The organism is Paenibacillus jiangxiensis, from assembly GCF_046098255.1.
Lineage (GTDB): Bacteria > Bacillota > Bacilli > Paenibacillales > Paenibacillaceae > Paenibacillus > Paenibacillus jiagnxiensis.
Genome location: NZ_JBJURI010000024.1, coordinates 1 through 24509, shown reverse-complemented (window position 1 = coordinate 24509; position 24509 = coordinate 1). Strand labels below are relative to the sequence as shown.

Annotated in this window: 19 protein-coding genes, 1 pseudogene and 1 riboswitch; of the genes and pseudogenes, 8 read left to right on the top strand and 12 right to left on the bottom strand. The window is 51.7% G+C overall.

Annotation, left to right across the window (positions count from 1 at the left end):
• The first annotated feature begins 193 nt into the window (after positions 1–193).
• Positions 194–1318: an RNA-guided endonuclease InsQ/TnpB family protein gene (locus ACI1P2_RS21350; protein ID WP_355322415.1), complete on the top strand. Its 1125-nt coding sequence runs from the start codon at positions 194–196 to the stop codon at positions 1316–1318.
• A 251-nt stretch (positions 1319–1569) separates the two neighbouring features.
• Here ACI1P2_RS21350 and ACI1P2_RS21345 read toward each other — a convergent pair whose 3' ends face one another.
• Together ACI1P2_RS21345 and ACI1P2_RS21340 are read right to left on the bottom strand one after the other, a co-directional pair.
• On the bottom strand, positions 1570–1986 hold the full coding sequence (locus ACI1P2_RS21345) for a hypothetical protein (protein ID WP_355322414.1): 417 nt from the start codon (positions 1984–1986) through the stop codon (positions 1570–1572).
• 205 nt (positions 1987–2191) lie between these two features.
• A complete protein-coding gene (locus ACI1P2_RS21340; protein WP_355322412.1) occupies positions 2192–3538 on the bottom strand; it encodes a sodium-dependent transporter in 1347 nt (448 codons plus the stop codon).
• Between the two features lie 451 nt (positions 3539–3989).
• On the opposite strand from ACI1P2_RS21340, the gene serS reads away from it, so the two are divergent.
• The gene (gene serS / locus ACI1P2_RS21335) at positions 3990–5276 is read left to right on the top strand and encodes a serine--tRNA ligase (protein ID WP_355322410.1); all 1287 of its coding nucleotides are present in this window, start codon (positions 3990–3992) and stop codon (positions 5274–5276) included.
• Between the two features lie 129 nt (positions 5277–5405).
• Here serS and ACI1P2_RS21330 read toward each other — a convergent pair whose 3' ends face one another.
• The gene (locus ACI1P2_RS21330) at positions 5406–6941 is read right to left on the bottom strand and encodes a DUF4153 domain-containing protein (RefSeq protein ID WP_355322408.1); all 1536 of its coding nucleotides are present in this window, start codon (positions 6939–6941) and stop codon (positions 5406–5408) included.
• A gap of 107 nt (positions 6942–7048) precedes the next feature.
• Between ACI1P2_RS21330 and ACI1P2_RS21325 the strand changes: the two genes are divergently transcribed.
• Positions 7049–8740 carry an ABC transporter substrate-binding protein gene (locus ACI1P2_RS21325; protein ID WP_355322406.1) on the top strand — a complete coding sequence of 564 codons (1692 nt, stop codon included), beginning with the start codon at positions 7049–7051 and terminating at the stop codon, positions 8738–8740.
• Positions 8741–8901: 161 nt separating this feature from the next.
• Here the strand turns inward: ACI1P2_RS21325 and ACI1P2_RS21320 are convergent, their stop codons facing one another.
• The 5 genes from ACI1P2_RS21320 to ACI1P2_RS21300 form a co-directional block, all read right to left on the bottom strand.
• Positions 8902–9909: an asparaginase gene (locus tag ACI1P2_RS21320; RefSeq protein WP_355322404.1), complete on the bottom strand. Its 1008-nt coding sequence runs from the start codon at positions 9907–9909 to the stop codon at positions 8902–8904.
• Between the two features lie 163 nt (positions 9910–10072).
• Positions 10073–10726: a hypothetical protein gene (locus ACI1P2_RS21315; protein WP_355322402.1), complete on the bottom strand. Its 654-nt coding sequence runs from the start codon at positions 10724–10726 to the stop codon at positions 10073–10075.
• A gap of 371 nt (positions 10727–11097) precedes the next feature.
• Positions 11098–11907 (bottom strand): spore coat protein, encoded by an 810-nt coding sequence (locus ACI1P2_RS21310; RefSeq protein ID WP_355322400.1) that lies wholly within the window; start codon positions 11905–11907, stop codon positions 11098–11100.
• Between the two features lie 171 nt (positions 11908–12078).
• The gene (locus ACI1P2_RS21305; protein WP_355322398.1) at positions 12079–13395 is read right to left on the bottom strand and encodes a nucleobase:cation symporter-2 family protein; all 1317 of its coding nucleotides are present in this window, start codon (positions 13393–13395) and stop codon (positions 12079–12081) included.
• Between the two features lie 18 nt (positions 13396–13413).
• Entirely contained in the window at positions 13414–14004 is a 591-nt protein-coding gene (locus ACI1P2_RS21300; RefSeq protein WP_355322396.1) for a xanthine phosphoribosyltransferase, read from the bottom strand.
• Between the two features lie 168 nt (positions 14005–14172).
• Positions 14173–14276: riboswitch (purine riboswitch) on the bottom strand.
• A 95-nt stretch (positions 14277–14371) separates the two neighbouring features.
• Here ACI1P2_RS21300 and ACI1P2_RS21295 point away from each other — a divergent pair.
• From ACI1P2_RS21295 to ACI1P2_RS21280, 4 genes are all read left to right on the top strand, one after another.
• Positions 14372–15079 carry a response regulator transcription factor gene (locus ACI1P2_RS21295; RefSeq protein ID WP_355322394.1) on the top strand — a complete coding sequence of 236 codons (708 nt, stop codon included), beginning with the start codon at positions 14372–14374 and terminating at the stop codon, positions 15077–15079.
• Positions 15076–16092, top strand: a complete 1017-nt coding sequence (locus tag ACI1P2_RS21290) for a sensor histidine kinase (protein ID WP_355322392.1) — start codon at positions 15076–15078, stop codon at positions 16090–16092. Before ACI1P2_RS21295 ends, ACI1P2_RS21290 begins: the two co-directional genes overlap by 4 nt.
• A 91-nt stretch (positions 16093–16183) precedes the next feature.
• Positions 16184–16948: an ABC transporter ATP-binding protein gene (locus ACI1P2_RS21285; protein WP_355322390.1), complete on the top strand. Its 765-nt coding sequence runs from the start codon at positions 16184–16186 to the stop codon at positions 16946–16948.
• Entirely contained in the window at positions 16923–18806 is a 1884-nt protein-coding gene (locus ACI1P2_RS21280; protein ID WP_355322388.1) for an ABC transporter permease, read from the top strand. Before ACI1P2_RS21285 ends, ACI1P2_RS21280 begins: the two co-directional genes overlap by 26 nt.
• Positions 18807–19143: 337 nt before the next feature.
• Here the strand turns inward: ACI1P2_RS21280 and ACI1P2_RS21275 are convergent, their stop codons facing one another.
• The gene (locus ACI1P2_RS21275; protein ID WP_355322386.1) at positions 19144–19893 is read right to left on the bottom strand and encodes a MerR family transcriptional regulator; all 750 of its coding nucleotides are present in this window, start codon (positions 19891–19893) and stop codon (positions 19144–19146) included.
• 131 nt (positions 19894–20024) lie between these two features.
• Positions 20025–20324: a hypothetical protein gene (locus tag ACI1P2_RS21270; RefSeq protein ID WP_408976292.1), complete on the bottom strand. Its 300-nt coding sequence runs from the start codon at positions 20322–20324 to the stop codon at positions 20025–20027.
• 105 nt (positions 20325–20429) lie between these two features.
• On the opposite strand from ACI1P2_RS21270, the gene ACI1P2_RS21265 reads away from it, so the two are divergent.
• Complete coding sequence (locus ACI1P2_RS21265) at positions 20430–22649, top strand: GDYXXLXY domain-containing protein (RefSeq protein WP_408976291.1); 2220 nt, start codon at positions 20430–20432, stop codon at positions 22647–22649.
• A gap of 51 nt (positions 22650–22700) precedes the next feature.
• Here the strand turns inward: ACI1P2_RS21265 and ACI1P2_RS21260 are convergent, their stop codons facing one another.
• Together ACI1P2_RS21260 and ACI1P2_RS21255 are read right to left on the bottom strand one after the other, a co-directional pair.
• On the bottom strand, positions 22701–23246 hold the full coding sequence (locus ACI1P2_RS21260) for a guanylate kinase (protein ID WP_355322380.1): 546 nt from the start codon (positions 23244–23246) through the stop codon (positions 22701–22703).
• Positions 23247–23957: 711 nt separating this feature from the next.
• A pseudogene (locus ACI1P2_RS21255) lies at positions 23958–24509 on the bottom strand (transposase); the annotation flags it as partial.

Below are 24509 nucleotides of genomic sequence, written 5' to 3'. Positions count from 1 at the left end.
TCTCCGTTTGGCAGAGTTTTTTCATCAAACGCGCATGGAGTCACGCGGCTTTAGCCTTGTGAGGAATTGCGCTCGGCATAAGGGCTACCCTCGGTAGCTCGAAAGCCGAGATCTCCATGCTTCCTCCTTCCGTCATGAAAACTTAACCATCTCCCACTGGGTCATATGCTATACTTAAATGCAGTGAAAAGAGGTGAATAGTACGTCCACCATCACAGCAAAAATCCAAATTTATGTCCCGCATGAAAATACGGAAATGCTTATCAAAACAACAAAAGCCTATCGTAAAGTATGTAATTATCTTTCCGCTATTGTATTTAAAATGAAAGAATTAAATCAGCGTACACTCAATGATTTGTATTATCGAGAACTTCGAAGTCGTTTTGGTTTGAAAAGTCAAATGGCGCAATCAGTGATCAAAACCGTCATCGCCCGCTATAAATCTGCTCAATCCAACGGGCACGATTGGAACTTGGTCAAATTCAAACGACCTGAATATGATCTGGTATGGAATCGAGATTATTCTTTGAACCATGATCGGTTTAGCGTAAACACACTGGACGGGCGAGTGAAGCTCCGCTACAAAAAACAAGGAATGCAGCACTTCTTTGATGGCACGTGGAAGTGGGGTACGGCCAAACTCGTATATAAACACAGGAAATGGTTCTTGCATATTCCCATGACCAAAGAGTTCCCCGAATTAGATTTTACGGATGTCAACCATATGGTTGGAATTGACCTCGGAATCAACTTTCTTGCCACAACCTACGACAATCATAACAAGACGACGTTTTATCCTGGACGAACGGTGAAACACAAACGAGGTCAGTATAAAGCCTTACGCAAACAACTTCAGATGAGACAAACTCCATCGGCCCGTAAACGACTCAAGGAAATCGGTTCAAGAGAAAACCGTTATGTTACGGATGTCAACCATCAAGTAACCAAGGCACTCGTTGAAACGTATCCGAAAGGCACGCTGTTTGTGATCGAAAATTTAAAGCATGTTCGTTCCGCCACTGAAAAAGTACGTGTTCGTGATCGGTATGTCTCGGTATCCTGGGCATTTCACCAGTTCCGTGAAATGTTGGAGTACAAGGCACAACTGAACGGACAGCGAGTCATCGCAGTAGATCCTAAATTTACTTCCCAAACCTGCCCGAAATGCGGATATATTGAACGGGAAAATCGGAACAAAAAGACGCATACCTTTGAATGCCGAGGCTGTCACTATCGTTCGAACGATGACCGAATTGGCGCTATGAATCTGTACCGCAAAGGAATCGAGTACATCGGTACAGTTACAGCAGGAGTATAGCTCTTGTTGTAGGGGCGAGGTCAACCGTCCTGATGTTCCAACACGCTAAGGTAGGAGCACTGTGAGGTGCGTTTGCACTACCGGTTAGGAATAAGTCTAAAAGGCTGGTGCGAAGCGCAAGCACTGTCTACGAAGTAGGCAGAGACAAGCTCGTGACTTTAGTCATGAGTTGTTGACATATCTTATCCCTGCCATTCTGTCTTACCAAAACCCAGTCATCACGTCTTAAAAAGCTTTCCAAGTCACCCCAACTAGGCATGGAACATTCGTGCTACTGACTCAATATCATCTTCCAATAGTACACGTAGAATGTACGGAGCATGTTTATGTCGATTGGGGGTATTGTAGTAACGCGAGTAATTGGCTTCATAATCTATCGCATATTCAACCAAGCTCCTGGACAATTCATATTTGAGTTCTTCTAGTGTCTCGGCGTCTGCCACAATATCATCGATTTGCTCTATTGAACCGACATATCGACCATCCTCATCTTGCTCATATTCAAAGGTCAACTCATACACGGACAGCAATTCCTTCATTTGCTGTTTCGAGAATGCCATTATGATATCTCTGTTCCGCTTGATCGCTTGAGGCTTATCTCTGACAATGGTATCAATAAAACCACCGAAATTTGCTCTTACTTCTGTAGCGTTAAGAACGGTTTGCATAATCATCCCTCCCTCGCCTCCATTGTACAGAAATATGTACACAATGTACACTATGTAGTATATTCATCTGCTTTCCCAATTATACTTGCAACGCAAAAAGAGCACCTAATACGAACCTAATACGGTGCTCACATACATAGATATAAATTTCCCAAAACAATAAATACTCCCCGCAGCTTGCTGCGGGGAATCAGCACCCCAGAGATTAAAACTTGATGACGCCCGCGGAATACAACAGCACGAGCAGCATCAGTACTGGCGCTACGTATCGCAGCATGAAGAGCCAGATGCGGAACCACGCAGCGGTCAGACCCGCCGCATCCGCCGCCTTCTTCCAGAAGTAGCCTGCGAAGAGTGTGGTGAGCAGGCCGCCCAGCGGAAGCAGAATGTTGGAAGCGATAAAGTCCATCCAGTCAAAGAATGCCTTGCCGCCAAAGGTCAGGGCAGGCACCATTCCAAGCGAGAGCGCGGAAGGAATGCCGAGAATAAAGCAGATCAGCGCCATCGTCCACACGGAGCGGGAACGGCTCCAATTCCAGCGCTCTTTGGCATAAGCTACAGGAACCTCCAGAATTGATACAGCAGAGGTTAACGCGGCAATCGCCAGCAGAACGAAAAACAATCCTCCGAACAACCAGCCCAGAGGCATTTCTGAAAATGCCGCAGGCAGGGCGATAAATACGAGCGAAGGTCCTTGTCCAGGATCAATGCCAAAGGAGAACGCCGTCGGGAAAATAATCAGGCCGGCAATCAACGCATAGATCAGGTCGCCTGCGCCGATGGCCAGCGTTGCCGTCCCCAGCGACTGGCGTTTGTCCACATAAGCTCCGTACGTAATCAAAATCCCCATACCCAGGGATAACGAGAAAAAGGCATGTCCCAAAGCAACCAGCGCGGATTCCGCGGTTAGCTTCGAAAAGTCGGGGTTCAGAAAGAAAGAAACCCCTGCACCTGCGCCCGGGAGGGTTACGGCGCGAATCATCAAGACAATCAGCAGCACAACCAGACCGGGAATGAGAACCTTGTTAAACTTCTCGATGCCTCCCGAAATGCCGCGGATGACAACCCAAACCGTAATGAGCATGGCAATCGCCTGCCATACAATCACCATAGGCCCGGACACAAAGGTGCCAAACTGACCGGCAAAGTCGTTATTCACAAACAATCTGCCGCTGAATGCAAGAATGGCATAATGAAGCGTCCAGCCTGCTACAATCACATAAAAAGACAGAATCATGGAAGGCGCGATGATCTGAAGCAGCCCCAAGCGTTCCCAGATCTTGCCGCCGCCGGCTTTGACGAAGGACGAAGCTGCACTGCCCCGCCCGCTGCGCCCGATGGCCAACTCAGCCAGAAGAACCGGCAGCCCTACCGCTATCAAACATATGATAAAGATCAGGAAGAAGGCCGCTCCTCCGTATTGTCCTGTGATGTAAGGGAACTTCCACATATTCCCCAGACCTACTGAACTGCCGATCGCCGCCAATATAAACCCGGCGGAGGAGAATCGCTCTCCTTTTCCAGACAGCTGTTTTTCTTGCTGAAAGCTCATTTATATCCCCCTAAAAAAATAAATATGGTCCATTATATACTAGCTGACACAGCAGGTCAGCAAGAAAGTTTGTGAAATCCGCGATTGAGATACAAATTGATGTTTTGTCCACCTCAGGAATATTATTTGGACATTGGGCGGTAATGATCTGGTATCACTTATACTTGATTTATTTCTCATCTTTTGCGTATAATATCCAAAAACATACACGATCATGCCCATGAAGAGCATCCAACTCGGAGGCGTTTTCGTCAAGGAGAGCCTGCAGCGAACGGAATCTCCCTAAGTTAACCGGACCCGCCCGTTACCGCGGACTAAAGTGGATTGGACAGCATGCCTGTCCGGTCAATTTGGGTGGCACCGCGAGATCAGAGCGCTCCTCGTCCCATGTGGATGAGGGCGCTTTTTTGCATTTTGCGATACCAAAACTATTATGAAGGAGTGCGGTGCCATGCTGGATATCAAATGGATCAGACAGCATCAGGAAGAAGTACAATCGGCGGCGGATCAGAAAAAAATCAAGGTTTCCGTAACGGAATTACTCAAGTGGGATGATCGGAGACGGCAGCTGCTGCAGGAGATAGAGGCGCTTCGGCAGCAGCGCAACAGGCTGAGCGGCGAGATTGCAGCCCTTATGCGAAAAAAGGACAACACAACGATAAGGCAAACACGTCAGCAGGCTAAGGAGGTTCATGCGGCACTGGATCGGCTGCAGGAAGCGTACCAGGAGGCGGAAGCACAGTTTCGGGAGCGCATGCTGCTCATCCCCAATATCGTCTCGCCCGACACACCCGCCGGCAGCTCGGATGAGGATAACGTGATGGTTAGGCGTGTGGGCGAACCGCCCCGATTCGAATTTGAATTCAAGGATCATATTACGCTCGGACGGCTCCACCGGATGATCGACATCGCCCGTGGCGTCAAAACAGCCGGAACACGCAGCTATTATCTCACCGGCAGTGGCGCTCTGCTGCATCGGGCCGTCCAGCAGCTGGCAGTTGATCTTCTGCTCGCCAAAGGGTTTCGGCTCCTTGAGGTTCCTCTCATGATGCGCACGCCGGCTATGGTGAATACCGGGTACTTCCCGCTCGGTGAAGAGCAGACCTACCGGATCGAGGGAGAGGACCAATGGTTGGCGGGAACTTCCGAGGTTCCACTCGTTGCTTATTACAGCAACGAAGTCATCGACGTTGCCGAGCCTGTACGGCTGGCCGCTGTCTCGGTCTGCTTCCGCAGCGAAACAGGCTCAGCTGGCCGTGATGTGCACGGCCTGTACAGGGTCCATCAATTTGCCAAGGTCGAGCAGGTCATACTGTGCGAGGCCAGACTGGAGACATCGGAGAAGATGTTCAAGGAAATTACAGGGCATGCGGAAGAGCTGCTGCAGATGCTCGAGCTGCCCTATCGGGTTATGGCCGTCTGTGCCGGAGACATGTCACAGAAAACCTACAAGCAGCGGGATATCGAAACCTGGATGCCGAGCCGCGGCGCTTACGGCGAGACGCACTCGTCTTCGCAGCTGCTGGATTTTCAGGCCCGCCGCTCCAACATCCGGTACCGGGATGCGGAAGACAGGCTCGTCTACTGCTATACGCTTAATAACACGGCCGTCGCCTCCCCGCGCATCCTGATCCCGCTGCTGGAAAACCATCAGATGGAGGATGGCTCGATCCGTATTCCGCAGGCGCTGCGGCCTTACATGAACGGTCAAGAGGTGCTTCGTCCTCTGGCTGAATAATTGCAGGGGCAGCAGCAATCGGAGGAAATGGCTCGTTCCCGGAGCTCCTCATGACATATGAAAGGGATGCCCAAGGTCAAGTGGACCTTGAGGCATCCCTTTTTCATTTGAGGCAGTGGACCGTGCATTTTACTGACCTCTGAAATAGTCTTCAAGAGCTTTTTGCGCACGATACTCCGCCAGATTAAAGGACTGCCACGGCACATGCAGGCCATTCATCCCGGCAAAACGCTCCCGCAGCTGATCGTTCAGCCCCGGATACTCGTCCCGGGCAAATTCGATCAGGCGCGGAACCGCATCTGCCGATAAATCCCGGAGATACTCGATATCCATATCGCCGCTTGCCCGGTAACGATCAATGTTCCGGTCCGCAATGATGGTATCCATTCCAATATAATTGATGAGTACATATGCGCATAAACCGAGCACGACATAACATTTTGCCAGCGGAATCCGAGTCATATGAATGCGGAGTGCCGCAATCAGAAGCAGCAGTCCGAGAAAGATCATAAATGCATGCACAAGAAAGCGAGTATACGTATAACCATAGGCTTCCTCGTACATAACAAGCCGGATATAAGCGGAATACAGCATGATCCCTGAGCACGCAACCAGTACATACAGCATCCCCTGATTCCACCGGTGCAGCCGGCCGGGGGCCTGCTCTCCGAGCAGCAGCACAACCAGCATCAAGACAAAATTGATGGCCGTCACCATGATCAGCTGAGCAAAGCCGCTTCTCGCGTACTCCGCGTAAGAAAGCCCATCCGGCAATACGCCTTCGCTTGCCCCGAACAGATAAGCAAACTGGGTATATACAAACAGCAGATACACCACATTCATCGTTACCAGTATGGTTGCTGTGATCACCGGAGCAAGCTTGACGCTTACCGCCTCCTCCGCCCATTCGCCCAGCTTCTGTTCAAGCCTGTCGTCCCCGGGTTCAGCTGCTTTAAGCTCTGTGGAGTACGGCTTGAAGTCCACGAACCCCCACAGATATCCGAAGAACAGCAGACAGAGCACCACGGCCCAGACCAAACGCACGCCGCCTTCTCCGAAGGTTAAATGACTTCCCAGCCAGGAAGGAACGCTGGCAAGCATATGGTCGAACATGCCGTCGGCTGAGGACAGCAGTGCCACTACGATCGTTACCAGGGGCAGCGCCACGAGCAAACCGGTCAGTATCTGGACAAGGACCCTCTTGTGCCCCTCCTCCATCCGCCCGCCTGTGGTGTTCTTCAGCATGCGGAACAACGTACCGGCATGCCGCAGGTTTTGGGGGATCAGATGGTCGATCGCATCCCACAGCAGCCGGATATCGCCCCAATCCAGCCTTCTTGCGCTGAACTTGTAGGCCATATGTACAGACACAAGGCATGGAATAACGAGCAGATTGAGTGCATAAAAAAGCGGATTATAAAACAGCACATAAGTCAGGGACAAAAGCATGACCGATGTAAACATCAGCCAGCCGAACCAGGTGAATTCACGCATCCGGTCCTTGGCGTACGCAAACATAAATCCGTACAAGCACACTGTAAACAGCGGATACGACAGACCCGGGAGATGCCCATAAAACAGATACTGATGAATGACCGCCAGTAAAAGGGCTCCAGCAAGCGCATAAAGCGGACGTTTGGGGCTCTGCAGCAGTTTATCAACCATGAAACATGACCTCCAGTATTTTCTACACCCTATTCTAGGTGATAAAATAAGAAGATAAAGAGAAGAAATAAGATGACAAACTTCCTATTTTAGGAGCCGATCAAACGATGAAGCTGTATAACCAATTTCTGCGTCTGCGGGCACAATACGGGGAAAGCGATAAAATTTCCGTAACCATGGATGAGCTTGCTGTAACCTTTGACTGCACGCATCGCAACGCGCTCAGCATTATTAATAAAATGACGCAGCACGGCTGGGTCCGCTGGACGCCGCGGCGGGGCCGTGGCAGCCGCTCGCTGCTGGAATTCCTGGTCAAGCCGGAGGAAATCGCGGCAAAATCCATGATGCAGGCCATCAACCGGCGCGACATCCGGAGAGCGATGGACCAAATTCATACCTATGCGCCGTCCGCCAGCCTGCAGGATCGGCTGCAGGGGTGGATTATGTCCTACTTCGGTGGCCATTCGGAAATCCGCCGCAACCGGCAGATTGATACGCTGCGCCTGCCGGTAAGGCAGAAGCTGTACACCGTAGACCCGCTGTATATGAATCTGTTGGCTGAGTCCTTCGTATCGAGTCACATTTTTGACGGGCTGGTCCGGAGAGACAGCCAAACCCAGCGCATTGTGCCTGGCCTGGCCCACGCCTGGGAGGTGAACGCCGAGCGTAACGTATGGACCTTCTATCTGCGCAAAGAAGTGATGTTTCATCATGGCAAAATGCTTACAGCCGAGGATGTTGTCTACACCTTTGAGCGGATGATGCGAACCTCGCAAAGAACGCTGTACAGCTTTATGTTCCGGCAAATCCAATCGGTCAGGGCCCTTAATCCCCTCACCGTAGTTCTCGAGCTGAAGGAACCGAACGAGCTGTTCCTGCCCTTCCTCTGCACCAGCAGGGCGGCCATCGTTCCGAAGGACCTGGATCAATTGGGAGAGCAGCAATTTGGTCTGAAGCCTGTCGGTACAGGGCCCTTCAGACTGACGGAAATGAGCGAGAGTCTCTGCTGCCTGGAGGTGTTCTCCCATTACTTTCAGGGCCGGCCCCATCTGGATCGTGTCGAAATCATCCACGTTCCCTGGGAGTCGGCGGATCATTCCGAGGATTCTTCATCCCCCTTCCACGTGATCCACAACCCCGCTTCCACAGAGGCGGGAGCTTGGAGCCAGATCCATTCGGATGTCACCGTACGCAAGTTCGTCACCTGCAATACGAAAAAAAACGGACCGCTCCGCAATCCGGAGGCGCGGGCCCGCATCATAACCTGCCTTCGTGGGGACGATGGTCCTCCTGCCTCAAGTGCAGCCGGAAAGGCAGAAAGCGGAGCATCAATCTCCCTGCAAATTGCCACAATTCCGCAGTACAGACAGGATGCCGACCTGATCGCAGCGCGGCTGGAGGAGGCGGGTTATGCGTGCAGCGTAGCTTCCGTACCGGTCGAGGATTTCAAGGGGGATGTCCGGCTGCAGTCGGACCTGATTCTCTTCTCGCTGATCCGCGACCGGGATGAACAGCTTCGCCTCTTCGATTTGTATTTGACAGCCGCAGAGCATGTTGAACCGCATACACGCATTGATATCGAAAAGCTGCTGCGGAAAATAAGCAATGAACGGGACGAACAGGTCCGAGCGGAGGGGCTGGCAAGGCTGGAGGCGCTGCTGATCCGCGAAAACCATCTGCACATCCTCTATGAGCGGCCGGTTCAAACCGCCTACCTGCCTTCTGTACGGGGTGTAACCTTCAACAGCCAGGGGTGGGTCGACCTCAGGCATGTGTGGTTTCCGCCAACGTCAATATAAGGAAGCCATATCGAAGACGTACTGGAATTCGGGGATTCGAGCAATAAGAAAAGAATGGTTCGTTTCCCAAATGAGAGGAATGGCTCATTCCCAGCTGGTAAAGAAAGAGCGCCGCCGGCAGCCCGGCGGCGCTTTCTTTTTTCCATATTCTTATATTGTTATCACTGCTGGTCCGCAGGAATCGTAACCTCATTTACATAATTGGTAGCCATGATCCGCGCTGCTTCCGTAGAATCGGCCGCCTGGCCCAGCGCCCACATCATCTTGGTTACCAGCGCTTCCGTAGTCATATCGTAGCCGGGGATGACGCCCTTCTCCAGCACCTTTTGCCCTACCTCATAGATGGTCAGATCTCCGCCCTCGTAAGGACACTGTGTAGTAACAGCGATGGAGATGCCATCCTTCATGAGCTGCTCGATTTTATCGATCAGGCTTCTTTCCTTGAACGGTACACCGCCGAGCCCAAAGCCTTCAATAACAATCCCCTTGTACCCCAAGGACTTAATGGCGTCAAAAATACCCGGATTGGTGCCCGGAATGAGCCGCAGCAGGAACACTTCAGCACAATAGTTGTCGTTGTACGGATGATCGACCTGCGTTGAAGGCTTGAGCCCCTCCGTATATTTCACCTTTCCATTCTCAACCAGTCCGATATAAGGATAGTTGATGCTTTCAAAAGCGTTATAGCTGCGCGTTCTGATCTTGGACGAACGGCTGCCGTTAATGATTTTACCGTTGAAGACAACGAATACACCCGCCACTTCCCCGCAGGCCGTCAGGAAAGAGTCGATCACATTTTTCTTGGAATCGCTGTTTTCAGCCAGAATGGACACCTGTGAGCCCGTGAGCACTACCGGCTTGCGCAGCGTTCCCAGCATAAAGCTGAGCGCCGAAGCCGTGTACGCCATCGTATCCGTCCCGTGCGCAATAACAATCCCGTCATACTCATCCAGGGACCTGTGCACCATGCGCGCCATCACGGCCCAATCCTCCGGCTGGGTATTGGTGCTGTCAATGCTCATCAGATTATAGGCATCAATATGACAAATTTCCCGCAATTCCGGAATCTCGGCCAAGATGCTCTCCGCAGACTGTGTCGGCGTAAGGCCATGCTCCTGATAAGAAGAAGAAATCGTTCCCCCTGTATTGATAAACAGTATTTTTTTCATGTGAATCATTTCCTTCCGCTGGTTCGTATGCAAAACCTCAACTTTTTAGAGTATACCATTCGTGAAGGAAAATATCAGAGAGGCTCCGTTCTCATTTTTTTAGAATTTCAATTTAACAAGGCTGCCTTGCATGTCAAGGCGGCTTGTTTTTGTTTTACCGGAGTTAGACAGAAACTGGAGGCCGTTCTGCCGGGTAATTTCCCTCAACAGCCGTGTATGTGCTGTCCATAAATCTGTTGTGTACAAGCCTGCTCCGGTCAAGCAGCGGGTAGTCATACAACGGCCCTTGATACACGTAATCAAATGCAGGATGGACCAGGAAATCATTCGGTGTAACCAGTCCTGACGGCCGCTCCCACAAAGGGCATCCGCTCTGCTTGAAGACATCCGCCACAAACTGGGAGCAAAAGTAAGCATTGTCCGGTTCGATGCTCTTGTGGAGCAAGACGCCCAGCAGCCCCATGAGATTATACCTGTATCTGTGCTGATGCAGCCTGAAATAATCAATGGTTTCAGTCACTCTCTCTACGATGTCCCGGGTCACCTGAATGCGGAGCAGGATGCACTCCGTGTCCGGATAACGGCTGAAGGTCCCATCGTATACATTCTCTTGCACAAACCCTGCCACCCACGGATGGGCGGCCTGCTTGCGGCCGAAGCTGAACATTTCGTTCAATCCGGCATCCAGCGCCAGAGACGCGTGATTATAGGGAGCAGCGGTAAATTGCCGGATCAGTGTCGTAAATTGCGTTCCCGTATGCGTCAGCAGTACATATAAACTATGATCTTCATGCTTTCTCTTTTTATAAAAGTACATTTTATAATCACCCCAACTCATCATTGAGGTCATTATATGTTCTCTTCAGGGACGGGCAAACGGACCAGCGGCCGGATTGGAAGCTGGACTTTAGACTAGCGTGAAGCAGGACCCGAGTGGTGTACCGTCTTTCTCAGCTTCTAAGACGCTCCGAGAACGAAACATTCCTACAATCGCTGTTGGCCCCGAATTTCTTTGAGCGATTTCTAACTGCGTAAAAAAGGTCGAGAGCAGGGAAACTTGATCCTGCTCTCGACCTTTTGTCCTTCATGGTCCTATCTTTTTGCAATTCAAAGCTGAATACTGCCGTTTACTCCCTTATGGGAAATCCTCCTGCAGAGCACCTGGACTGTAATAGGCGGGCCGTGCAGTTACTGCTGGTGCCCCTGTCCGGTTGTCCCGAAGATCGGCGAGTAGCCTGTTTTGGTCTGAGTAGCGCCCTGCGGGTAGGAAGGGCGCCCAGCGTCCTGGCCGCCTACATCTCCGTAATAGGGGCTGCCGGCAGCGCCACCCGTCACAGACCCATAACCGTTGCCGAGTTCGTTCCCACCTGCGCTAAAGCCGCTGCTATAGCCTCCGGCGGAATAACCGGTTGGTGCACCATACTGCGACTGCTGCATGCCGGTCGCAGGCTGATAGCTGCCCAGGAAGTTATGAGTCGTCTCCGTTTTCATCGTCGGCACCTGGTACAATCCCTGTTCATTGAGGAACAGGAAGACCTCATAGGCATGATCCGTGCATGCTTGCGCGCTGTTCTGCATGGCACGCCGCAGATTCGGATCAGCGCATTCGAGGGCAGCCCATGCTGCATTGCGGGCGCCGTTTTTATGACAGATCAGCATGGCCGTACCGATCTCATGATCACTCAGCGTATCATCGTTCTGCGGCGCAAAACGAGGCGGGTTATCCAGGCCATATTGAATTTGCTGATGCTGAACTCCCTGAGTATGGGCAGGAGCCGAGATTGGGGCAAACTGGCCGCCACCCCGTGTCAGCGACACCATTTCATTATAAGAATTGATCGCATCACGCTGATGACGGGCAATCATGTCACGAAGCTTCGGGTTTTTCGCCTGCTTGGCGTACAGATTACAATGCGTAATGGCATTTAATTTTTCCATCAAAATTTCATGGGTTTCCATCGTTTCATGAGCACCAAACTTCATTTGATTCTGATTCACTGTATCCACTCCTTAGTTGGTTTCACTGGATACTCTTTCCTGCAAATGAACGGATTATTCATAAATTTTTCCAGTCAAAAAATCAGCTCTGAATCGGGGACCAAAGCATTTTATATGACAAAACAAAAAGCGCCCCTGTAAAACAGAGACGCCAAGATGTTCATCGACCTGTTATGCTTCCTGTGGAGCATGCGGTCCCGGAAGGTCCGATACCTGCTCTTTGGAGCTGCCGCTCCGTGCCGAGAAGATGAGATTCAGGATGACCGCTGTCAGCGAGCCGGTTACGATGCCGCTCTGCAGCAGCATTTTACTCCACTCCGGCAGCGTATCGAACATCTGCGGCACAGCGGCCGATCCCAGACCTACAGCAATGCTGCAGGCCGCAATGAGGAGATTGCCTTCCTTGCGCAGATCAACCTCGGAAAGAATGGAGATACCCGAGGCGGCGACCGAACCAAACATCACGATCATGGCGCCGCCCAGCACCGCGTTGGGAATGACGGTCGTAAGTGCTGCCAGCTTCGGCAGCAGGCCGAGCACCACCATAATGATGCCCGCAGCCGTGATCACATTCCGCGTCTTCACACGGGTCAGCGTGATGAGCCCCACGTTTTGTGAAAACGCCGTATAAGGAAATGCATTAAAAATACCGCCCAGCACAATGGCCGCGCCCTCGGAACGAAGCCCGTTCACGATCTGCTTCTGCTCCACCTTCTGATCCGTCGCGCGGCCGACAGCCAAATACACGCCTGTGGATTCGACCATGCTGACGATATTCACGATAATCATGGTAAGCACGGCGACAATGCTGAACTCCGGCACACCGAAGTAAAATGGCTGCGCGATGCTGAACAGGGACGCCTGTCCCACGCCTGAAAAATCAACGATCCCCATAAAATAACCTGCAGCCGTTCCTGCGGCCAGTCCGACCAGCACGGATACGATGCGCAAAAAGCCTTTGCCCAAACGGTTAAACAGCAAAATGACGGCCAGCGTAATCAAGGCCAGCAGCAGGTTGTGCGGGGCTCCGAAATCCGCACTTCCCTGGCCGCCCGCGGCATTGTTCATGGCAACAGGAATCAGAGTAAGACCGATGATTGTTACAACGGTTCCTGTCACCACGGTCGGGAAGAAACGGAGCAGCTTACCGTACAGCGGGGCAAACAGCACAACAAACAGACCGGATAATATAATCGCGCCGTATGCTGTCGCCAGATTGGAGGTCGAAGCGATGGCAATGATCGGTCCCACAGCCGTAAAGGTACAGCCCAGAACCACCGGCAGGCCGCTGCCAAAATATTTGATTCGCAGTACCTGCAGCAGGGTCGCGAGACCGCAGGTGAACAAATCGGCCGCAATAAGATACGCGATTTGTGTCTCTGTCAGACCCAGCGCTCCGCCGACAATGAACGGCACGGCAATCGCGCCGGCGTACATGGCCATGACATGCTGAAATCCGAGTGCGAAAACTTTAGGTTTGCTTAACATACAACCGCCTCCTCGAAATTAATGGACGAACGACTCTTCATCAATAAACTGCACCTGTCCCGGCGACATGGCTGCGATCCGCGCCAGGGAATGTACTCGAATGCCCCTCTCCTCCAGCAGGCCGCGGCCTTCCTGGAAGCTCTTCTCAATCACGCAGCCGACCCCGGCCAGCTCCGCACCCGACTCTGCCACGATATCCGTCAGCCCCACAAGCGCCGCCCCTGTCGCCAAAAAGTCGTCCACAATCAGCACGCGGTCTTCCGGTCCCAGATACTTACGCGAAATGCTAACCTGGTAGCTCTCCCGTTTTGTGAACGAATACACCTCGGCAGAATACACCTCATCTCCCTGGGTCACGGCTTTCTTTTTCTTGGCATATACAAACGGCACCCCCAGCGCAATGCCCGCAGCCATGGCAAACTGAATTCCGCTCGCTTCAATAGTTAACACCTTGGTAATCCCCTCATCAGCGAAGATCCGCCCGAACTCCCGGCCAATCTCCAGCGCAAACCCTGTATCCACCTGATGATTCAGAAATGAATCCACCTTCAGCACTGTATCGGATAAAATCTGTCCTTCGCGCCGGATGCGCTCTTCAAGCTTTTTCATGCTTCCCGTGCACTCCTTCGTTTTTCCGTATCTTTTGCAGAAAATTAAAAAAGGACAGGTACCTTGAGCTGTTTCTCTCAAGTGAAACCTGTCCTCCCGGGTTCAGGACCTATCGAACGATCCAGCACCCAAAAAAGCCGCCGCTGCAAATTCAAATTGAATCCCCATGCGGCATGCGAGTTCACTCATAGTCGGACAATTACAGTGGTTGTCCGGTAGAAACTTTTGGGCCTTATTCCCAACATTATATGAGTTTATATGAAATTGGATGAAATTTTTCGTAAAATACTCTATGTATAGTACACGTTGTGTCATATGTTTTCAAGGAGAAAATTTATGAAAACCTTATTAAGGGAGAGTATGCGCCATGCAGCAAATTATGATCGTGGAAGACGACCCGAAGCTTGCGGAGCTTCTTGAATCTTATATCGTCAAATATGGTTACAATGTTCATCGCGTACGCGATTTTAGCCAGGTGATGGACGAGTTCCAACTGCATAAGCCAGACCTGGTGCTGCTGGATATCAATTTGCCCAGCTACGACGGATATTACTGGTGCCGCCAAATCCGCCTGACCTCTACTTGCCCGGTTCTCTTCATTTCGGCGCGCGCAGGCGAGATGGATCAGATTATGGCACTGGAAAACGGCGGCGACGATTATATTACCAAGCCTTTTAACTACGGGGTGGTGATGGCCAAAATCCGCAGTCAGCTGCGCCGGGCCTATGGGGAGTACGCCTCCGGTCCTCAAGAGAGAGTGCTGCAGGTGGAGGGTCTTGTGCTGCTTCCGGAAAGGCTGGAACTCAAGCTGGGAACGGAGCAGGTGACGCTCACCAAAAAAGAAGCGGATATTATGGAAAGCCTGATGGAGCGTTATCCAAGGGTATCGAGCCGGGACGCCCTGCTGGAGAAGCTGTGGGACGATCAATCCTATGTAGACGAAAATACGCTGAACGTCAACATTACACGGGTTCGCAAAAAGCTGCAGGAGCTGGGTATTGAAGAAGCGGTTGAGACCGTCAGAGGAACAGGTTACAAGCTGAACGTCACCTGGGACGGGGGGGAGAACCTGTGAAGCTCTTTTTCCGCGAGCATGCCCTGCTCATTGTCGTACAGTTCGTGCAGTTCGCCTTGATGCTCTCCATCTATCGGCTGGAGGGCTACCGCCAGCTGAGGCCTGCGTTATACTCCGTTTTTCTGGGCTTCTTTCTGCTCGGGTGTTATCTGGTCTACCATTACATCAGCCGCCGCCGTTATTTTCAACGGCTGAACGCTCCCCTTGAATCGTTGGACGCTTCCTTTGAAAAAATGGAGACCGCCCCTGTATCCGAGGCGCTGCAGGAGCTGCTGCGCGAACAGTACCGGCATTATCAGGAGCAGCTGATTAAGGCCAAGCGGGAGCAGGATCAGCATCTGACCTTTATGGATCAGTGGGTTCATCAGATGAAGACGCCGCTGTCGGTCATTGAGCTTACCGTGCAGAATGTGGACGAGCCGGAATTCGCCAGCATCCGCGAAGAGCTCGAACAGCTGCGCAGCGGCCTCAATACCGTACTGTACATGGCGCGGCTGCGCACCTTCGAGCAGGATTTTCACGTTAAAGCGGTATGGCTCTCCAAAATGATCAGCGAAGTGCTGAATGATAACAAACGGCTGTTCATCCGCAATCAGGTATACCCGGAGGTCATTACGATCGAGCCGGACATCACCGCCGAGTCGGATGAGAAATGGTTGTTCTTCATGATTTCCCAGATCGTCATCAATGCCGTGAAATACTCTGCAGGCTCAGGGGAAAAAGTGACGATCTCTTCTTATTCGCGCGGGACGGAAGCCGTCATTGAAATTTGTGACCGCGGGGTCGGCATTCCCGTCTCAGATATCAAGCGGGTGTTCGATCCATTTTTTACGGGGGATAACGGCCGGGGATTCCGGGAATCGACAGGAATGGGACTTTATCTTGTCAAAGAAGCCGCAAACCGCCTTGGGCACCGGATTGAGCTTGAATCACAAGTTGGCACAGGCACGACAGTTCGCATTGTTTTTTCCTCCTACCAGCTGCGTCCGGACACAAACCTTACATCCATGTAAGCAAAGTGAAAGGGAAATCGATAGATGACGCTTCGAGCGGCGGACTATACTGGTCACAGATTAGGAAGGCATTTTGAAGGGAGATCTGCACATGCTGAATGTGAACCAGGTATCTAAAATTTATGAGGGCAAGGTAGCCTACCGCGCTTTGACCGATATCAGCTTTACCATCGAGGACGGGGAGTTCGTCGGGATTATGGGTCCGTCCGGCAGCGGTAAAACAACCCTGCTCAATATGATCGCGACCATTGACGAGCCAACCACCGGAGAAATTCTGATTGACGGGCGGAATATCACCAAGCTTTCCAAAAATAAGCTGGCCGAATTTCGCCGCCGTGAGCTCGGCTTCGTCTTTCAGGACTTCAATCTCCTGCATACCCTGACGGTCGAGGAGAACATCGTTCTGCCCCTAACGCTGGACGGCAAAGGGGTGAAGGAAATGAAGGTCCGGGCACAGGCGATCGCCGAAAAGCTGGGCATTACAGCCATTATGAACAAACGCACCTACGAAATATCAGGCGGGCAGGCTCAGCGGGCTGCCATTGCCAGGGCAATGATTCACTCTCCCAAGCTTGTGCTTGCGGATGAACCGACCGGCAATCTGGACTCTAAGGCCGCCAAGGACGTGATGCAGATGCTGGAGAGAATCAACGCTGAGCAGCGGGCCACCATGATGCTGGTTACTCATGACGCAGTCGCGGCCAGCTACTGCCACCGGGTCATTTTCATCCGTGACGGCAAGTTGTATACCGAGATTAACCGGGGTGACAACCGGCAGACCTTTTTCCAGAAAATCATCGACACCTTGTCACTGTTAGGGGGACACGCCAATGACGTTTCGCCAGTTCGCGTTTAACAATGTCGCCCGCAACAAAAGGCTCTATGCCGCTTATTTTCTGAGCAGTCTGTTCACGGTGATGGTGTTTTTCACCTTTTCGATCTTTGCCTATCACCCGATGCTCGGTCCGGAAAACGTTCATTCAAGCGCAGGTAATGCACTCTCTGTCTCCAAGTGGATCATCTACGTATTTTCATTCTTTTTTGTGCTCTATTCCATGAGCGCATTTCTGCAATCGCGGAAACGGGAATTCGGACTGCTGATGCTGCAGGGTATGTCCATCGGCCAGCTGCGCCGGATGGTTTTCCTCGAGAATATGATGATTGGCTCGGCAGCCACAGCCGGCGGGATCGGACTGGGCCTTGTATTCGCCAAAGCCGTGCTTCTTCTGGGAGAAAATGTTCTGTATATTGAAGACCGGCTCGCGTTTTATTTCCCGCTTAAAGCCATTGAGATGACCGTGCTTTCGTTTCTGATTCTGTTTGTTTTAATCTCGTTTTTTATCTCTGCCGTGCTGCGGAGTGGAAAGCTGGTCACGCTGATCAAGGGGAGCAAAATTTCCAAGGGAGAGCCGAAGGCTTCTGTCGTGCTTTCTCTCATCGTGGTGCTGCTTCTGGCCGTCAGCTATACTTTGTCCTTGCTGGCTAAAGGAGCGATGGTGGTTGTACTGCTGTTCCCCGTGGTCATCATGGTATGCGTTGCCACCTATCTGCTGTTTACCCAGCTGAGCGTTTATGTCATACGATTGTTGAAAGGCCGGGAGTCCATCTTCTGGCGAAAAACGAATATGTTGCTGCTGTCCGATCTCGCTTACCGGATGAAGGACAATGCGCGCACCTTTTTCCTTGTCTCCATCATTTCGACGGTCGCTTTCTGCTCGATCGGGTCGCTGTACGGGTTCAGAACCGTTCTGCTCGAACCGCTGACAAAAAGTAATCCTTATCTGATCAGCCTGAATTCCACCGCATCCAACCCGGAAGAAGACCGGCAGGTGCAGATGATCGATCAAGAGCTGTCCAAGGCGAACGTAAAGGCTGTTCCCATGGAAGCTTCGCTAACCTATTACCAAGTTAAAGGTGATAAAAGGCCAACGCTGATCATCAGCCAATCCGAATACAACCGGCTGGCTGACGGGCTGCAGATGGAGCCGATTCAACTGAAGAAGGGCGAAGCCGCGGCTGTAGGATATTGGGTCCCCGGCGCTGTGATGTCGGATCAACAGCCTGATTCGGACTACAAGCTTGCTTCCGGTGTGACGCTTCACGCCGACCGCCAGGTGCCATCGACTATTTTGCCGGAAAACAAGGCCTCACTTGTATTGACGGATGAAGCGTATCGGCAGCTTGGTCAGCCTGATGAAATCCGGCAACTGCATGTCTGGATCGGTGCGGAAGGGCAGCCGGGAGCGGTTGAAGCGGGAGAGAAGTTGACAGAACTGCTCCCATATTCCGATGAATATCGTTTCATCGCCAAGGACTACCAGCTGAGAGCTTCGATTCAGGGATATGCCCCGCTGCTGTTCATCGGTTTGTTCGTTGGTGTGGTATTCTTTGTCTCGGCGGGCAGTTTTCTTTATTTCAGGCTGTACAGCGATCTGGACGGCGATAAGGAGAAGTTCCGCTCCATTTCCAAGCTGGGCCTGAGTGAAAAAGAGCTGACCCGGGTGCTGACCCGGCAGATTTCGCTGCTCTTCTTCGCGCCGATTGTGGTCGCATTGATTCACGGAGCAGTAGCGCTCACGGCCCTGTCGAATATGTTTTCATATTCGCTGTTCCGCGAGTCGGCCGCCGTGCTCGGCGTGTTCTTCCTGATTCAGGTAATCTATTTTGTTATTGTAAGGTTCTTTTATATCAAGCAGGTGAAGGCGGCGCTATGATGGCTGCTTTTGTCTGAATAAATAGTGACCCACGAAGTTGCATGTGTAATTGTAAAGATCTCCATGTGCAGTTGTAGAAGTCTACATGGCGATGCTGGACACATCACGGCTATCCCAGACAAAGGCCGGTGGGCAACCACGGTGAGATTTTCATACTGCTGACGAAGAACCACCGGATGGCTGCTAACCTATTCCCGGTGGTTTTTCTTATCACGCCGTCGTTTTCGGATTTCCCGCAGAGTATTCAGGCCAGTGAAAATACTGACAAGCTTTAGCGGACCGTCCCTTAGACCATCCTCGATAACTTATGAGTGGTCCCGATCGTTGTGTCATTTTGTTACTTCTTATTAAGACCCTCAGCATAGATAGCCATCGCATCACGCATGAACGCGGCTAAGCCTTCACCGAAGCGGTCAGTATTGTTTCGAAAACGTTCATCCTCCACGTACATTTCGCCCAGCCCTTTAAAAGCTTCCGGGGTATAATTCCCGAACCGGGTAATAAAGCTGTACCACTCCCCAATGGCCTTCTGCGCCTCGGCAGAATCCGGGGCACCTGCCCGGAGCACGGCGAGTTTTCGGTAAATGGCATTCGTCTCCTCAGCCAAAGCGGTCTGCTCTTCCTTGTTCAGACCTGCCACAGTCTCATTTGCTTTATTCACCGCATCATCTCCCCATCGCTCACGCGCTTCCTGTTCATAGGGATTACTGCTAAAATCAAATCCTTCGAATTTCTCACGATTCGTCATTTCGATCTCCCCTTTTGCATGTTGTATTGTCTTGTCGATCATAGTGATCATTTTATCCAGGCGGCTCCGCTTCTCAAGCAGCATCCTGCGCTGCAGCTCCAACGCCTCTTCCCGGTTGAAATCCGGACTATCCAGAATCTGCTTAATCCGTTCCAGCGAAAATCCAAGCTCTTTGAAAAACAGAATCTGCTGCAGCCGCTCCAGATTTGCCTCTGAGTAGAGACGGTAACCGGATTCAGTAATGGTATTGGGAACAAGCAAGCCGATCTCATCATAATGATGAAGCGTGCGCACACTGATTCCAGCCAGCTCCGCCGTCTCTTTTACTCTTGTCAGCATTTCGCCACCTCCTTTCACAGGACACTATAAGGGCTCACGGAACGTGAGAGTCAACACCGGAAATATTTAACCCCCTCACATCGAATGGATGGAAGGGGGCTATTGAGGAAGATTAATACTTTGAGCCGTTTTCAGGATTTCATGCAATCTTTCTTGAATAAAGACCTCCATCCTTCAATCAACTCCTTAGGTGGCTTTGAAAAATGACTCATATCCACCTTCTCTTTTATAATCGCGATTTCTACAGCCAAAACTGCTTCCCGCTTGCTTTCGTCACGTGGGCGTGTATCGGGCTCCGAAGGTATAACAGAATCCCTCATGAAAAATCTTCTACGATCTTCTGTTTTATCCAACAGTTCATTGAGAGACCTCACAACACTTCCCCCCTCACTAAATTTAGAAAGACCGGCTGCAAACATATTATGATACAATCGGGGTGAATTTTCAAAGCTGAATGGGATTAACTCTTCGTGGCTGGTACAATAGAGGCAACAACCTCAAGGAAAGGTTTGTGAGCCATTATGCTCCGTTTAAATATGATCAGAACGGGATTTTTGCTCGGTATCTCGCTAATTCTGGCTGCCATCATTTATTTCTTCGCCGCCAACTGGGGTGGTCTGGACAGGATCGCTAAAATTTTGCTTTCCGCCGGGCTGCTTGTACTCTTTTACGGCATATCTGCCGCCCTGGCGCGTGTTCGAAGGCCGTTTGTACAACGTGCCTTTCTCTCCAATACATTTCTGCTGGCAGGCTGCATTGCCTTCGGCGCTTCTGTGGCGCTGCTCGGACAGCTGTATAACTGGCATGTTGACAGCTTTTGGCTGTATCTGATCTGGTCGGTCCCTGCCGTGTTGTTCGCCTGGATTACCCGCTACAGCCCATTTTATGTGATCGCTTATATACTGCTGCATCTGGCTTTATGGTTTTATTTTTTTCCGGCAGCCTCGTCCTACTTCTACAGTGACCGGGCTGTGATGTGCATTGGACTGCTGTTTGCGGCCATCAATCTGGCGGTGCTCCTGCTGACGTACACCGGACGGTTAATATCCGCACCGTTAAAACACATAAGCTTTATCGTATTTCATCTTTCACTGCTGCTGCTCACAAGTGTGTTCGGACACAGTATGGAGGACACGCTGGTGAACCTCATCTGGGCTGCTGCGATTTTGGCCGGGTTTTATATCTTTATCCGGGTCACGCTGAATAAAACCTTTCTGACGCTCAATGCGCTCGCTGCCTCTGCTTTCGTTGTAACCAAGTTCATTGAGCTTGCCTTCAGCTACTTTTCGGCTCTCTTTTATGTGTGGGGCCTGGTCTTTGTCGCGCTGCTCCTGACGGCCAATGTCCTGTTCTTTCGTTATCTGAAGCGGCTGGGAAATCGGACGGCATACAAGCTCGAGGAGAGCGAAGGACAGTCCTTTGAGGATGAGGAGGCCAAGGACGAGCCTGGCAGCGAGATTGTAAGCAGGGCTGTGAGCAGATTGATTCAAATCATAGGTGTCCTGATAGGTAGCATCTCGCTCATCGGGCTTGTGTTTCTGGCTTCGGGCAGGACCGATCCTGAGCAGACATTGTATGGCTTGTCACTGGTATTCACCATCCCGATGATTGCAGTCTCCCGGATACATCCGGTGATCCGCTATACACTACTGTCCATTGGTTACGTCGCAGGAATTATCTCCATTATGCTAATGGACCGCTGGGGATTAACAGTCCTGCTGTGTCTGGTGTTTGCCGCAGGCTGGCTGCGGACGGCAGGACGTGTGCAGTTGTTCTGGTCCCATGCTCTGCTGAACCTGGGTCTTGGTCTGCTGCTGACGCAGCTTCTGAACGCCCCGGGACAGCAGTTGTGGATCACTCTGCTGATTCTCGCCGTGCTGAATGGAATGCTGTATGCCGCTGTCCCGCGAATCCGTAAGGATTCCCCGCCGATCAGGGAACACGCTCTGTTCTATACTTTGTTCTTCCTGCTATGGATAGCCTTTTTCGAGGATATGACCGTTTACATGCACGCTCTGTCTAGCATCCTGTATTTTGTTTTGGTCACCTCGTGTGTCTTTCACTTTATTCGCAGGCACCGGACATGTAAGGCCGTGATCAGCCTTGTGTACTGGTTCGCCTTTATTGCCTATCAATATTACGATCTGCTGTGGACGCTGCTTCACAAATCGGTAACACTGGCACTGGTTGGACTCGTGATTTTAACGGTCACTTTCCTCATTGCTCGCCGCGAGCGGCTGCAGGAGCCAGAGTCAAGCGTCACCCTCATCCGGTCTGCTCCCCTGCTGATCGCTCTGGTCATTGTATTCCAGTTCTGCTTCATCGGCCTGCAGGCCGCAGGAAGCGAGAAGCTGCTGCGAGAGAGCTCATCCGTCAAGCTGGAACTGGCTCCGGTCGATCCCCGCTCTCTGCTGCAGGGAGACTATGTTGTACTGAATTACACGATTTCAACTCCGTCGGAAAGCGCAGAACTGCAGGACAATTCCGGCAGCCGCAGTAAAGTCAGAGTGGTGCTGGCACCTGACCGCGATGGTGTTCATCGGTTCAGCCGTTTCTACAATGACGGGGAACCGCTGGCTGCCGGTGAGATTGTGATTAACGGGCGGCTTAACGGATACGGCTCCATTTACTATGGGATTGAACATTATTTTGTCCCCGAAGGCACCGGACTTGAGGTCGAGCAGAACGCCCGCTATGCCTATGTACGCATCAGCCGTAAAGGCGATGCTCTGCTGGAGCGGCTGGCCAGCGAATAGAACTATTAAGGGAAGGCTATCACCTTCCCTTGTTCCGTGTTTATCAGCCTCTTAATTAAGCAGCCCCTTACGCAGGATTTCGATGATGGAGGAAGCCTTCTCCAAACGGTCATCCGAGTTTCGTATGATAAGATCACACTGGGACAGCTGCTCAATCTCCCGCTCGAAGCCCGCCATGCGGCGCTCCAGCTCTTCCGCTGACGCTCCACGCTCCTGCAGCCTCCGCCTGCATTCTTCCGGGCCGACAGACACGCCCACCAGCAGCGTCTGTGCAGGGAACATGGCCTTGATCGCTGCAGCTCCCTGCGCTTCCATGACCGTCGACATGGGCGCCCCTCCCTCGATAATATCCTGAATAGACTGTATGGAAGTTCCGTAATAGTTCCCTTTATATTCATTCATTTCGATCATCAGCCCGCTGCGGAACATCTCCTCCAGCCGCTCCCGCGTCGCAAAATGATAGTCACGCCCGCTCACCTCACCCGGCCGGGGCGCTCTGGATGTCCAGGTCACAACCCGGGGCAGTCCGAGCAGGGCTTGAAGCGTGCTTTTGCCCGAAGCGCTTGGGCCTTGAAATACAATTAGAGAAATAGACATAGGTGCCTCCAATATCGGTTGAATTCATTCAGGATCACTGGTATGAACAAAATATTAATTATAGCGCCGATAGGCCTGATTGGGGAACACACAGAATTCCTCTCCCGTTAAAATTTCATTATTTTGCCGAAAATCACCGCGTTTAGCGGAAGTTTTTCTTGAGGCTATGGAATTGTTCAGCTCCACTGAAAACTTGTAACTCAACTTTCGCAGAGCACAAATCCAATTAAACCCTTCTAGCTGCTGGGTTCTGAGGAATTCGAATCCCCTCCTTGCAAGTTTGCCGATTTCATGCTGTGAAAGTTAAGGCTTGACAGTCAAACCACCTGTCGACCGTGGCAAGGCATGTGAACTCGCTGCTCGGGAGCTTTGCACGATTATCCCATTGGATCAGGTAAAGAAAAACAGAAAACCGGGAACCAAAAATATACTTTAGGCACGTTAAAGAAAATAACGGATCAAGTGAGGCACGAAAATGCCTGTTGTTACGCTATTCAGGGCAATCGAAGGGGTCTATTATTTTTTTATCGTGCCTTATGGGCAAGCAGATCGGTTCGAGATTATGAGGCGATCTTAGGAAAAAGCAGAGCGTTTAGGTGATGTAAATCAGACCGAGAGAGAAGGAGGGAGCGGAGCAAAGCCCTGAAAAAACAAAAGACCCTGGCCCTCGTTGCCGCTGATTTTTCCGATGTCCTCGTTCAAGCACTGTGATCAGGACGCAGCCGCAAGAGGCTGAACCGGTTGGCGCGCGATCAGTCGGCGGTAAGGGATCGCCGGAATCGCCACGCCCATGTACAACAACTTCTGCCACATCGGTTCTTCCGCTCCGGGCAGGCGCAGTCGTCGGCGTACGGTGTACTCATTGAGGTACGCCTGCAGATGTTTTGTTCCCAATGCAATATATGTACGCTTCAGCGATGTCCACGCCTCGCTCACGACTTTCCGCAAGGGTCTATACAGCCGATAGGCTTGAGGGAACGATTGTACCCCCGATGCACGGACATCTACCTGTTCATGGATGAACACAGCGAGTTCGAATCGCTTCGCTCCGTTCCCATCTCCCCTCATCTGCGGGACCAGACGGATTTTGACCTGCTCCGGCTCGCCCGACTCCGTGACCGTGCATCCCGCTACGACTGCCGAAGCATGCGGATGAGGAAACTGTGGCCGGGCCGGATTACGTCCATACAGGTCGCTGTTCACCTTCACGTCTCCGCAGAGCAGCTCCCGGGCATCGAACTCCCCGATGGCATGGCGGATTTT